Here is a 12,313-nt window from a genome sequence, read left to right on the forward strand (position 1 = left end):
TACATAGTCCGGTGGCGATAGCAGAGAGGTCACACCTGTTCCCATGCCGAACACAGAAGTTAAGCTCTCTAGCGCCGATGGTAATTGGGGTGTTTCCCCTGTGAGAGTAGGACGCTGCCGGGCAATTTTAATTAAAATATTAACTTATTTTAATTTTTTTATCTCAATAAATTATGGTAGAATACATATTAACCATAATAATGATGACATTTATTAAGATTCCAGCGTAGCTCAGTGGTAGAGCAATCGGCTGTTAACCGATCGGTCGCAGGTTCGAATCCTGCCGCTGGAGCCATTTTTATGCGCTTCCTTAGCTCAGTCGGTAGAGCGCAGCCATGGTAAGGCTGAGGTCACCGGTTCAAGCCCGGTAGGAAGCTTTGGCAAAGAACATAAACTTTTTCAATAGATGATAAACTTCTTAGTTTGGCCCGTTGGTCAAGTGGTTAAGACACCGCCCTTTCACGGCGGTAACACGGGTTCGAATCCCGTACGGGTCACCACTTAATTAATATGGAGGATTAGCTCAGCTGGGAGAGCACTTGCCTTACAAGCAAGGGGTCGGTGGTTCGAGCCCGCCATCCTCCACCACTTAAATTTAATCATTGCCGGCCTAGCTCAATCTGGCAGAGCAACTGACTTGTAATCAGTAGGTTGGGGGTTCGAGTCCCTCGGCCGGCACCACCAGTCATTTGGAGGGGTAGCGAAGTGGCTAAACGCGGCGGACTGTAAATCCGCTCCCTCAGGGTTCGGGAGTTCGAATCTCTCCCCCTCCACCATTTTTAAAATGATTGGGCCATAGCCAAGCGGTAAGGCAACGGGTTTTGGTCTCGTGATGCCCAGGTTCGAATCCTGGTGGCCCAGCCATTTTATTTTTTTATGGATAAAATTCATGTAGAAGTTTAGAATATGTAGGAATAATTATTATTAGAGCCATTAGCTCAGTTGGTAGAGCAAAACCGTAAACTTCATTGAGAAACTTCAATGTAGGTTTCTCCGAGGAGCGTAAGCGTCGCCGAGATAACTTGCAACGCAACGAGCATCTGACTTAACATTTTTATAAATAGAACAAATTCATTTTAGGAGCCATTAGCTCAGTTGGTAGAGCATCTGACTTTTAATCAGAGGGTCGGAGGTTCGAATCCTCCATGGCTCACCATTACATAACTTAACTGAAGGGGCCTTAGCTCAGCTGGGAGAGCGCCTGCTTTGCACGCAGGAGGTCAGCGGTTCGATCCCGCTAGGCTCCACCATATCAGTTACCAAAGTTGTTTCCTGCCAATATCGGGGAGCAGCTTTTTTTATTGTGAGATTTTAATTACTATTAGTTGAGCTTCTCATCAATTACTATTAGTTGAGCTTTTCATCAGGGCCCCTAATAAATTTATGGGGAAAAATCCTGTTTTATGGGGAATTTTTTTAATATATGGGGAAAAATTTTAATTTATGAGGAAAATATAAATTATATGGGGAAAAATTAAAATATATGGGGAAAACTACAATTTTCGACATGCACCTGCCCAACATTTTTAAAAAGAACAACCACCTACAACTTATATTTATTATTAACCCCACCATGTCAAGCTTGTAATCGCTTTCAAATTTGCATATTTATTCATGATTTTGCCCAGTTGAACCATCCTATACTTATGGATAAAATTGTTTCAGATACAAGGGGGTAATAGTCATGAATCAAACATTAGGAATAATCGGTGCTCCAATAACAATTGCTCAGCCTAATATGGGAGTGGATTTAGGTCCAGATTCGTTACGTCATGCTGGACTGATTAACAGGTTATTAAATTTAGACTTAAAGTTAAATGATTATGGTAATGTGTCGGTGCCTATGAAAGGTACTGATCAAATAGATCCTGAAACAAAGTTAAAAAACTTAGAAGAAGTCGCAAGTGGAAATGAAACTATCGCTAATAAAGTTAAAGAAATTAAAAGTAAGGGTAATTTTCCACTAATTCTAGGTGGAGATCATAGTGTTGCGATTGGTACGATTGCTGGTTTACATAGTTATTATAAGAATATGGGTGTGATTTGGTTCGATGCTCATCCTGATTTGAACACAGGTAATATCTCTCCTTCTGGAAATATCCATGGCATGTCATTAGCTGCTAGCATTGGGATTGGACATGATCGACTAATCAATATGAACGGTACAGCACCTAAGGTTAATCCTAAGAATGTCGTTATTATTGGAGCGCGGTCTATTGATGAGGGAGAAAAAGAGATTATTCAAGAACATGGCATTAAAGTTTATACAATGCATGATATCGAAAAACTTGGTATGGATTATGTCATGAAAAAAGCGATTCAATATCTAGAAGAACGAACAGATGGTGTTCATTTAAGCTTTGATGTGGATGGTATAGACCCTGCTCATACACCTGGTACCGGGACTCCAGTTGAAGGGGGCCCGTCTTATCGGGAGACTCGATGTGCGATGCAGTTGCTACACGAGTCAAAATTGTTAACATCAGCTGAAGTCGTGGAAGTGAACCCGCTATTAGATAATCAAAATAAAACGGCAGAAGTAGCCGTAGATATGTTAGCAGCACTGTTTGGTGAAAAATATTTATAGATTTAAAGCTGAAACGTTAATGTTAAGCGTTTCAGCTTTTTCTATTGAATAAATTATCTTGAATTCAAATTTTATTTTTGTAAATTTTAGGTATAATGGAAGGGTAAGTCGGTCATGCTTAAAAGTTTTATAAAAAAATGAAACCTTATATAGGTTGAGTCGTATTAATGCATGACCGCATTTAAATGCGGGGGACAAATATGGATTTTAGACTTGCTCAGTTAATTAAACAAGTTAAAAAAGGTAACCATGAAGCTTTTGGTGAGATCATTGAACATTACCAGCATGGCATATACCAACATTGTTATCGTATGCTGGGGAACCATCATGATGCACAAGAAATGACTCAAGAGACGTTTGTTAGAGCTTATACAAGTATCCAATCATTTAAACAGAAAAACAAATTCGCACCTTGGTTATATCGGATTGCGACTAATTTAAGCATTGATTGGATGAGAAAGAAAAAACCTTTACATATACTAGATCAACCTATTAGTGATGATTATAATAGCACATATGTCGATCAAATTATTCAAGAAGGTCCAACACCTGAAGAAAGTGTTCAAGATCAAGAGTTGAATAATACCATTCAACAGGCGATTTTAGAATTGCCTTCTAAGTATCGGGCTGTGATTGTGCTAAAATATGTTAGGGATTTATCGTTAGAAGAGATAGCGGAGACTTTAGATTTACCTGTGGGAACTGTTAAGACCCACCTTCATAGAGGGAGAGAGGCTTTAAGAAAAAGTCTTGTTAAGACCATTAGGAGCTGATTGAAGATGGCGTGTAACCACATTTTCGAGGAAGAGTTACATCGATTATTGATTCATGAATTATCTCATGATGAAGAGAATTGCTTAAAAAAGCATTTAATGGAATGTAAAGAATGTCAGGGGCACTATCAAGAATTAAAGAAAGTAGATCAGCAGTTATCTGAGCTACAAGAGGTAGAAGCCCCTAAAAATTTAAAACAGAATATATTAAACCAACTACCAAAGGATTCAAAAGTAAAGAAAGTCTCAAAAACGGTTAAAGAACATCCACTCATTTCAGCAGCAGTTGTGTTCTTTGTGATGCTGTTCACTTCAACAATGAGTAGTTTCCATTCCAATCAACAATTGTCCTTATCTAAGCATGAAGGGGTAATTACGGAAGGTGATCGTGTTATTATCCCAGAAGGTCAAGTAATTGAGGGAGATTTTATTGTTCGAAATGCAGAAGTTGTGCTAGAAGGTAAAATTAAAGGAAATTTAACTCTAGTAAATAGTCAAATCATCGAGACTGGCGCTCATTACGATTATCGAGTGGCTAATTGGACGCATCATGTGGAAGGAAAAGTTGTAGAAATCGATCAATATTTTGCTTGGATGTATCATCGCGCTGAAAATGAGTTCAAAAACTTTCTATCATTTGTTACCCCATAACGTTTAGCAGATCATGCTAGACGTTTTATTTTTGCCATTATAGAGAAAACAATTTATGCTATAATTATAGTGGAATATAATGTAGTATTGGAAAGAAATATAGTCTTAAGGGTGTGTGGCATAGTGTGGGAAGACTTTGACCTATTACAAGTGCTCGGAATCGTACTGGACATTGCCGTCGTATGGTTCGTTATATATAAATTATTTACGTTAATACGTGGAACGAAAGCCGTACAGCTATTAAAAGGGATTTTTGTTGTCATCGCTATATGGTTTTTCAGTTCTATATTGGGATTAACAACAGTTCAATGGTTAGTCCGCCAAGCCATTGATTGGGGTTTCCTCGCTGTCATTATCCTATTCCAACCTGAAATTCGTCGTGCTTTGGAACAACTTGGGCGTGGTAGTCTCTTCTCGCGTCACTCTCACTCACAAGAGAAAGCCATTAATGAAACGATTGATGCTATTATTAGTTCTTGTAAATATATGAGTAAACGCCGTATAGGTGCACTCATTACAATTGAACGTGAGACAGGGATGAGTGAATACGTAGAGACGGGTATTAATGTGAATGGTAAATTGACGAGCGAGTTACTGACGAATATATTTATGCCGAATGCTCCGTTACATGATGGAGCTGTGATTATTAAAGAAGATGAAATTGTCGCTGCTGCTTGCTATTTACCATTAAGTGAAAGTCCATTTATTTCAAAAGAATTAGGAACACGTCACCGTGCAGCCATGGGGGTTAGTGAAGTAACCGATGCCCTTACCATTGTTGTGTCCGAAGAAACCGGTATGATATCGGCGACTAAAAACGGAGAATTACACCGAAAATTAGAAGAGGATGATCTAAGAAAGATGTTAACGAAGGAGTTGCATGCAGCTCAGGAGACTAGTAAGTCGTGGAACTGGAGGGGGAAGATGAATGGAAAAGTGGATTAAAAGCCCATGGTTCACACGGATTGTCTCACTATTTCTAGCATTGTTTTTATTTCTTACTGTTAACCTTGATGAGAACACTTCAAGGTCAGATGACCCTTTTCTATTCCCTCAAGGTACGACTGAAATGGAAACAATGGAGAACGTACCACTGCAAGTTGACCTAGAAGAAGAACGTTATGTTGTCCGTGGAGTACCTGATACTGTTGAGGTTTCCATAGAAGGCCCTGTTAGCGTGGTAACACAAGCAGTTAGACAACGTAACTTTGATATATTTATTAATTTAAACGGATTGGAACCAGGGACGCATGAAGTTGACGTGCAACACCAAGGGATGTCGAGTCAATTAAATGTATTTATACAACCTCAGACTATTGAAGTGACGATTGAAGAACGCTCAAGTGTTACACGACCTGTGGAGTTAGAATTTGTAGGTAGAAATGGTACAGAGCTTTCTGAGGTGTTTGCATCATCGCCAACAATCAGTCCAGAAGAGGTTGAAATAACAGGCCCTAAATCCGAAATTGATAAAATTGGTATTGTAAAAGCGATTGTTGACTTTAACGACTTAACTGAAGATGGAAATGCACGGAACATTCCTGTTAAGGTATACGATCCGCAAGGAAATGAATTAAATGTATTTATTAATCCATCAACAGTTAATATAGAGGCTGATGTCTCAATATCGGACAAGCGTTTGCCTTTAGAAACTGAGACAACCGGTGAATTGAGTGATGAACTAGTCCTAGAGGGAATTAATGTAACACCGGTTACTGCCACCATGTACGGTCCTGCAGAGACGTTAAGTGATATTGACCGAATTGAACCAATTATGATAGATTTAACAGAAATTAGTGAATCGATGACGTATGAGCATGAGCTTGATACGCCACCTGGTGTAAGAAAGGTTGAACCAGAGGCTGTATCAGTTGAAGTTGTCGTCGAAGAAGCTCAAGAAAGAGAAATAACAGACCTAGATATAGAAGTCGAAAATTTAACAGAGGGTAGGGACATAACATTTATTGATCCTGAGGAACCTGTTATTGATGTCACGTTTATCGGCAAAGAATCTGACTTAGAAGAACTACAAGAAGAAGACATACGTATTTGGATTGATGTTTCCGAAACCATTGAAGGTGAAGTTTATAAAAACATAGAGATTGATACACCAGATGGTATACGCTATAGAACAGACATAGAACGGGTCAGAGTCCGTATAGAATAAATCGATAAAGAAAACGTGAGAGTAAAAAGGAGCGAAAAGATATGGGTAAATATTTCGGTACAGACGGTGTTCGAGGCGTCGCCAACAAAGACTTAACACCAGAATTAGCTTATAAACTTGGCCGTTTTGGCGGTTATGTTTTAACAAAAGATTCAACAGAAAAGCCAAGAATTCTAGTTGGTCGAGACACTCGTATATCTGGGGAAATGCTAGAGGGTGCTTTAATTGCAGGGATTCTATCCGTTGGAGTTGAAGTAATGCGTTTAGGTGTAATCTCAACACCAGGTGTGGCTTACTTAACAAAAGCTTCTGGTGCTCAAGCAGGTGTCATGATTTCAGCCTCACATAATCCAGTTGAGGATAATGGGATTAAATTCTTTGGCTCAGATGGGTTTAAACTATTAGACGCTCAAGAGGATGAAATTGAAGCATTATTAGACGGTGAAGATGTACTGCCACGACCAGTCGGTGGCGACATTGGCCAAGTCATGGATTACTATGAAGGCGGCCAAAAATACTTACAACACTTAAAACAGACAGTTGATCAAGACTTTGATGGTGTCAAAATTGTATTAGACTGTGCGCATGGGGCGACATCACCATTAGCATCCCATTTATTTGCGGATCTTGAAGCGGATATTATGGCTATTGGTGCTTCACCAGACGGTTTAAATATTAACGATGGTTATGGCTCTACAAATCCTGAAAAGTTACGTGAGACCGTAATTGAACAAGGTGCAGACCTTGGTTTAGCTTTTGATGGTGATGGGGACCGCCTTATTGCGGTTGATGAAAAAGGAAATATCGTGGATGGAGATAAAATCATGTACATTTGCGGTAGTTTTTACAAGAGTCAAGGCCGCTTAAAACAAGACACAGTCGTAACCACGGTCATGAGTAACATCGGACTATATCGTGCTTTTGATGAATTAGGGATTTCAACTGCTAAAACAAAAGTTGGAGACCGTTACGTGATGGAAGAGATGCGTAAGAACGGTTATAACTTAGGTGGTGAGCAGTCAGGACACATTATTTTCTTAGAACATAATACAACGGGTGATGGTATGTTATCTGCCTTACAACTCGTTAATGTTATGCAAGAAACGGGTAAACCACTGTCTGAATTAGCAGAAGGAATGACAAAATTCCCACAAGAGCTTAAAAACGTTCGTGTAACAGATAAACATACTGTAACGGATAACGAAAAGGTAAAAGAAGAAATTAATCGTGTCGAGCAAGAATTAGGGGACAAAGGTCGTGTCCTTGTACGTCCATCAGGTACAGAGCCTCTTGTTCGTGTGATGGTGGAAGCACCAACGAAGGATGACTGTGACAAGTATGTCAATCAAGTTGTAGCAGTCATAGAGGAACAATTAGGAATGTAAGTTGCATAAATATAGAAGAGGCATAGGGTGTTATAGTGCCCTATGCTTTTTTTGTTAATAAATTGTAATTGACCAATTGTTTGAGTTTAAAGTAAAATATGAGTTGTGCTGTTTAAAAAGCACGCGATTCGGGAATGGAAAGGAGCGTAGTCGTAAAACTTAATACTAAAGCGCCAGGACTATTTCTATGGACGGTTTAACTAGAAATAGTTGACGAGGAGAAGGTTTCATCGAATGATCGGCGGGTGCCTTCCAGCTGCACGTCATCTCAGCTGTGTGTTCTAGTTGAAAACATAGAGGCAACTCTATGCACAACCAACTAAAACAAGATGACCCAAAAATACAGAATACGAGAAAGGGGCAAACGAATGCCCCTGACATCAGGAATTTGTTTGCCTCTTTCCATAGGAGGTAACACGACATGTGTGGAATTGTAGGATATATTGGTAACGAAGACGCAAAGGAAATTCTTTTAAAAGGACTTGAAAAGTTAGAATACCGTGGCTACGACTCAGCAGGTATTGCGGTGCGTTCAGATCAAGATTTGAACGTCTTTAAAGTAAAAGGACGTATTGCAACCTTACGTGATGCTGTGGATGAAAACGTTCAAGCGTCAACTGGAATCGGTCATACACGTTGGGCAACTCATGGTGAGCCAAGCGAGACGAACGCTCACCCTCACCAAAGTACATCTGGCAGATTCACTTTAGTTCACAATGGAGTGATTGAAAACTACCAAGAACTTAAAAGTGAATATCTAGAAGGTGTAAACTTTGTCAGTGAGACAGACACTGAGGTTATTGTTCAATTAGTGGAGAAGTTTGCTCAAGAACTAGGTACTACGCTTGAAGCATTCCGTAAAACCGTAAGTCTTTTACATGGTTCGTATGCTTTAGCGGTATTAGATTCAGAAAATCCTGATGAAGTGTATGTTGCGAAAAACAAAAGCCCATTATTAGTTGGTTTAGGTGAAGACTTTAACGTTGTCGCTAGTGACTCAATGGCGATGCTACAGGTCACCGATCAATTCGTTGAACTAATGGATGAAGAAGTAGTCATTGTTAAACAAGACAGCGTAGAACTTCAGAAGTTAGATGGCACAACAGTTGAACGTGAACCATTCACAGCAGAAATCGATGCAAGCGACATTGAAAAAGGTACGTACCCTCACTTCATGTTAAAAGAAATCGATGAGCAGCCGTTCGTCATGCGTAAAATCATTCAAGAATATCAGGATGAAAATGACGATATTAAGCTAGATGAAGATATTCGTAAAGCGATGAGCGAATGTGATCGTGTGTATATTATCGCAGCGGGCACAAGCTATCATGCTGGCTTAATCGGAAAAGAATTTCTAGAGAAAATTGCAGAAGTACCAACGGAAGTACACGTAGCAAGTGAATTCTCATACAACTTCCCACTATTATCTGAAAAGCCATTATTTGTGTTCATTTCACAAAGTGGGGAAACAGCAGACTTACGCTCAGTATTAGTGGAAACTAATAAATTAGGACACCCAGCACTTACAATCACAAACGTGCCGGGGTCAACCCTTTCTCGTGAAGCAGACTATACGATGCATCTGCATGCAGGACCTGAGATTGCCGTTGCATCAACGAAAGCTTACACAGCACAAATGGCCGTATTAGCGATTTTAGCTGTTGATACAGCACGTGCTAAAGGCTTAACATTAGATTTTGATCCAATGAAAGAACTAGGAATCGTTTCAAGTGCCATGGAGGCTCTATGTGACCAGAAAGAAGTCTTCGATCAAATCGCTCGCGATTACCTATCGACAACACGTAATTGCTTCTTCATCGGACGTGGATTAGATTACCATGTTGGATTAGAAGGTGCCTTAAAACTAAAAGAAATTTCATATATTCAAGCTGAAGGATTTGCAGGTGGAGAGCTTAAACATGGTACTATCGCACTAATCGAAGACGGTACACCTGTGATTGCTTTGGCAACACAAGAACACGTGAACAGCTCAATCCGAAGCAACGTGCAAGAAGTTGTAACACGTGGTGCAAATGACTGCATCATTAGTTTAGAAGGATTAGATCGTGAAGGCGACGCATTCGTCATTCCGACCGTTCATAACCTATTTACACCATTAGTTTCCGTACTACCATTACAATTAATCTCTTACTACGCAGCCCTTCACCGTGACTGTGACGTCGATAAGCCGAGGAACCTGGCAAAGTCGGTAACAGTGGAATAATAGAAGAAAATTAGAAGCTGAGTGTGTTGATTTACAATCAGGTTGCTACATTAACATTCAGGTTGTTACATTGACAATCAGGCTGTAATTCAGCATTATGTACAATTGGGTAAAAAGCTGTAATTAAAAACAAAGACACTTGTAAATATTTCCAAGTGTCTTTGTTTTTTTGCATCGTTAGATACCTTAATTAAGTTAAACCACTGCTTTTTCACCTTTTTTTAGTTTCAAATCCTTTATTTTTTCAAAAAACATAAAAATTTTAATGTTAGAATCACAGTATGAAATACACAAAGATATAGTTCAAGAAATATTTATTAAGAACTTAATTTACCCTGATTTGAAGATAGAGCAGTTAAGTGAAGAATTTGAGGGTTTAAACCTTAGTGAAAGTGAAATGAAAAGGATCCTTTTTGGTAGTTACATGGAAGAAGACGAATTTTATAAAAGGCCATTATCAAAACTCATGAGTGATATATATAATAATCTTTCCTAAGGTTATAGGATGGGTTTATGATAACCGTGGGAAACGTTACAAAAATAAGAATCCATCTTTCTTCTATTATATTCTTACAGAAGAAAGATGGATTTTTATTTGTTATTTTAATATTCCTTGAACCGCTTCTTACTGCAGGAATCATATAATGGCTAGTTAAACATTAAGTGAACTACCAAGTAATAACTGGTTTTATCTCCGCAGGGGCTCTAATTAACTAGCTGACATCAAAATCATGCTTACTTTTTGCAAAAAATTGAATAAGATTATACAATTCATTTTCGGTCAAATGTTTTGCAAAAAATTCCTAAGCGAACGTTTTGACTAACTTAAGGAAGGAGCTGTTAATTGGGGTAACGATGCATATCATAATAACTCGTTTTCCACAACTCAAGTACTTCAGTTAGATCTTCGAGCTTTCGTTTATAAATAGATGTGGCAAATATTGGCAGTGCATATTTATTATAAGTTTCTAATTTTAGAATACTATTTATTTTAGCCCAGTCGAGAAAAAGATTAGCTAAATCTTACTAAAAGCTCTAACCATTGCTTCAAACAATTTTTGTCCGCTATTAGTAAAATATGCGTTTTTATCCAATTCTTCGAGAGCAAGAGGTATTTCACGAATTAAAGTGGTCAATCTTTCTTCTGCTTTTAGTTTACTTTCACCACTTAAACGTTGCTCAGCTTTTTTATAAAATTCAGCTACAATTATATTAACATAAGTAGCATGTAAAACACCTATAATAGGTCGTGGGTCAGGTCGCCATGGGTGATGGTATACTTCCATATTGTTTTGGGGTTTATCTTCTAATAAAGCACTAACGACCATAATAGAAGAAAGTTTGTTGTGACAATTTTCATGTAAAATTTGTTCTGCAAATATTAAATCCATGTTAAATACAGGAGAAGTAAATTGGCATCCCAAACAGGAATCAACAGAAAATGCAAGGGCTTGATGTACTGTCGTATAATAAGGAACAATTGTCTTTGTGAAAATATTTATCTCTTTAAACCCTTCATCCCATATATAATTTGTTAAGTCAGAGGCATTAGCAAGTTGCTCTAACAGTTTTTGATTAGTCGAGGTGATCACATTAGTGAAATCCGAATCACTGAATTCTCCCGTTTGTAACTTTTCATTTAATAAGCTAATAAGTAAAATATTTTTATCTTTTATCAATATATCAGATTTAGCAATAGTTCCATTTTCATAAAACTCATAAAAGGGGTTCTTATTGCAAATAATCTCCTCTAATATTTCAGGAGTTAAAGTAAAACGGTTATGATTTATTGAAGAAAATCCCCCTGAAATACCTATAGTTCCCCCTAATCCATTTAAATCCCAATCCCCGGAAGGCTTAGGGGTAAAGTCTATTTTAAAGTCTACCCCATTTGAATAAAGTGGGTAGATAATTATCGACTTAAATGCATAACTAAAATAATCTATAGCTTTGTCATATTTCCCCAAGGAAAACCACTTATATCCACTTCGAAATGCATAAATTGAAATTGGCCAATAAAAGAGATCTTTAGATTTCTCTATAGGGATTTTACTTAATAACTTAAATAAATACTCTAGTTGATTTACTTCTTTATAATTAATCTCTGGTATTCTTTTCATTTGAATAAGTATTGCTAAAAACGAGCTTTGATATGAATTGGAAACTAAGTTTTTAAGAGCCATACTTTCTTCTATGTTTGGTGTTACTAGTTTATTAAAGTCTAGATTATGTGTTTTAGTTTTAGTAATAGTAATCCCTCCTAAGAATACAATTGAATTTTATTTTATGAAAAGCAATTGTTTTATTTATTCCCAATTAAAAAATAATTTCTTGTTAGTTTGTATAGTGCAAAATAAAAATACATAGTTTTGCAACGAAAAAGTACACAACGTTGCAATAAAAAAGACTTGCCAGCCCAATCAAATAACTCTACTGTTATTGGTGTCTAATCAAATCACAGTGGAGGTTGAAAGGAATGCTGGCAATGTCTGAAGTTAATTGTATCAAACTTTTAAGAAATCAAAA

At 37.8% G+C, this 12,313-nt stretch carries 8 protein-coding genes, 9 tRNA genes and 1 rRNA gene; 17 read left to right on the forward strand and 1 reads right to left on the reverse strand.

The window, feature by feature from the left end:
* Nucleotides 1-7 precede the first annotated feature (7 nt).
* The 17 genes from rrf to glmS all read left to right on the forward strand — a co-directional run bounded on the left by rrf (nt 8) and on the right by glmS (nt 9,787).
* Nucleotides 8-123, forward strand: a 5S ribosomal RNA gene (gene rrf / locus ACTWQB_RS16045).
* 97 nt (nt 124-220) lie between these two features.
* Nucleotides 221-295, forward strand: a tRNA-Asn gene (locus tag ACTWQB_RS16050).
* A 9-nt stretch (nt 296-304) separates the two neighbouring features.
* Nucleotides 305-377, forward strand: a tRNA-Thr gene (locus tag ACTWQB_RS16055).
* A 48-nt stretch (nt 378-425) separates the two neighbouring features.
* Nucleotides 426-500 (forward strand) — tRNA-Glu (locus tag ACTWQB_RS16060).
* A gap of 12 nt (nt 501-512) precedes the next feature.
* Nucleotides 513-588 (forward strand) — tRNA-Val (locus tag ACTWQB_RS16065).
* A 16-nt stretch (nt 589-604) separates the two neighbouring features.
* Nucleotides 605-681: transfer RNA gene (locus ACTWQB_RS16070), tRNA-Thr, on the forward strand.
* A 10-nt stretch (nt 682-691) separates the two neighbouring features.
* Nucleotides 692-776 (forward strand) — tRNA-Tyr (locus tag ACTWQB_RS16075).
* Between the two features lie 13 nt (nt 777-789).
* Nucleotides 790-864: transfer RNA gene (locus ACTWQB_RS16080), tRNA-Gln, on the forward strand.
* A gap of 216 nt (nt 865-1,080) precedes the next feature.
* A tRNA-Lys gene (locus ACTWQB_RS16085) sits at nt 1,081-1,156 on the forward strand.
* Nucleotides 1,157-1,174: 18 nt separating this feature from the next.
* A tRNA-Ala gene (locus ACTWQB_RS16090) sits at nt 1,175-1,250 on the forward strand.
* 434 nt (nt 1,251-1,684) lie between these two features.
* A complete protein-coding gene (rocF, locus tag ACTWQB_RS16095; RefSeq protein ID WP_443140191.1) occupies nt 1,685-2,587 on the forward strand; it encodes an arginase in 903 nt (300 codons plus the stop codon).
* Nucleotides 2,588-2,787: 200 nt separating this feature from the next.
* Nucleotides 2,788-3,360 (forward strand): RNA polymerase sigma factor SigW, encoded by a 573-nt coding sequence (sigW, locus tag ACTWQB_RS16100; RefSeq protein ID WP_443140192.1) that lies wholly within the window; start codon nt 2,788-2,790, stop codon nt 3,358-3,360.
* 6 nt (nt 3,361-3,366) lie between these two features.
* Entirely contained in the window at nt 3,367-4,011 is a 645-nt protein-coding gene (locus ACTWQB_RS16105; RefSeq protein WP_443140193.1) for a hypothetical protein, read from the forward strand.
* 120 nt (nt 4,012-4,131) lie between these two features.
* A complete protein-coding gene (gene cdaA / locus ACTWQB_RS16110; RefSeq protein ID WP_443140198.1) occupies nt 4,132-4,956 on the forward strand; it encodes a diadenylate cyclase CdaA in 825 nt (274 codons plus the stop codon).
* On the forward strand, nt 4,940-6,178 hold the full coding sequence (locus ACTWQB_RS16115; RefSeq protein ID WP_443140194.1) for a CdaR family protein: 1,239 nt from the start codon (nt 4,940-4,942) through the stop codon (nt 6,176-6,178). The genes cdaA and ACTWQB_RS16115 overlap by 17 nt, the downstream gene beginning before the upstream one ends.
* Nucleotides 6,179-6,219: 41 nt before the next feature.
* The gene (glmM, locus tag ACTWQB_RS16120; RefSeq protein ID WP_443140195.1) at nt 6,220-7,563 is read left to right on the forward strand and encodes a phosphoglucosamine mutase; all 1,344 of its coding nucleotides are present in this window, start codon (nt 6,220-6,222) and stop codon (nt 7,561-7,563) included.
* Nucleotides 7,564-7,984: 421 nt separating this feature from the next.
* A complete protein-coding gene (glmS, locus tag ACTWQB_RS16125; protein WP_443140196.1) occupies nt 7,985-9,787 on the forward strand; it encodes a glutamine--fructose-6-phosphate transaminase (isomerizing) in 1,803 nt (600 codons plus the stop codon).
* Between the two features lie 1,016 nt (nt 9,788-10,803).
* Here the strand turns inward: glmS and ACTWQB_RS16130 are convergent.
* A complete protein-coding gene (locus ACTWQB_RS16130; protein WP_443140197.1) occupies nt 10,804-11,970 on the reverse strand; it encodes an aKG-HExxH-type peptide beta-hydroxylase in 1,167 nt (388 codons plus the stop codon).
* Nucleotides 11,971-12,313 lie beyond the last annotated feature (343 nt).

It is taken from the genome of Piscibacillus sp. B03 (genome assembly GCF_052246295.1).
Classification (GTDB): domain Bacteria; phylum Bacillota; class Bacilli; order Bacillales; family Alkalibacillaceae; genus Piscibacillus.

Coding starts and splice junctions, on each gene's coding strand:
- rocF (WP_443140191.1), top strand. CDS start 1,685: ATGAATCAAACATTAGGAATAATCGGTGCTCCAATAACAATTGCTCAG.
- sigW (WP_443140192.1), top strand. CDS start 2,788: ATGGATTTTAGACTTGCTCAGTTAATTAAACAAGTTAAAAAAGGTAAC.
- ACTWQB_RS16105 (WP_443140193.1), top strand. CDS start 3,367: ATGGCGTGTAACCACATTTTCGAGGAAGAGTTACATCGATTATTGATT.
- ACTWQB_RS16115 (WP_443140194.1), top strand. CDS start 4,940: ATGGAAAAGTGGATTAAAAGCCCATGGTTCACACGGATTGTCTCACTA.
- glmM (WP_443140195.1), top strand. CDS start 6,220: ATGGGTAAATATTTCGGTACAGACGGTGTTCGAGGCGTCGCCAACAAA.
- glmS (WP_443140196.1), top strand. CDS start 7,985: ATGTGTGGAATTGTAGGATATATTGGTAACGAAGACGCAAAGGAAATT.
- ACTWQB_RS16130 (WP_443140197.1), bottom strand. CDS start 11,970: ATGGCTCTTAAAAACTTAGTTTCCAATTCATATCAAAGCTCGTTTTTA.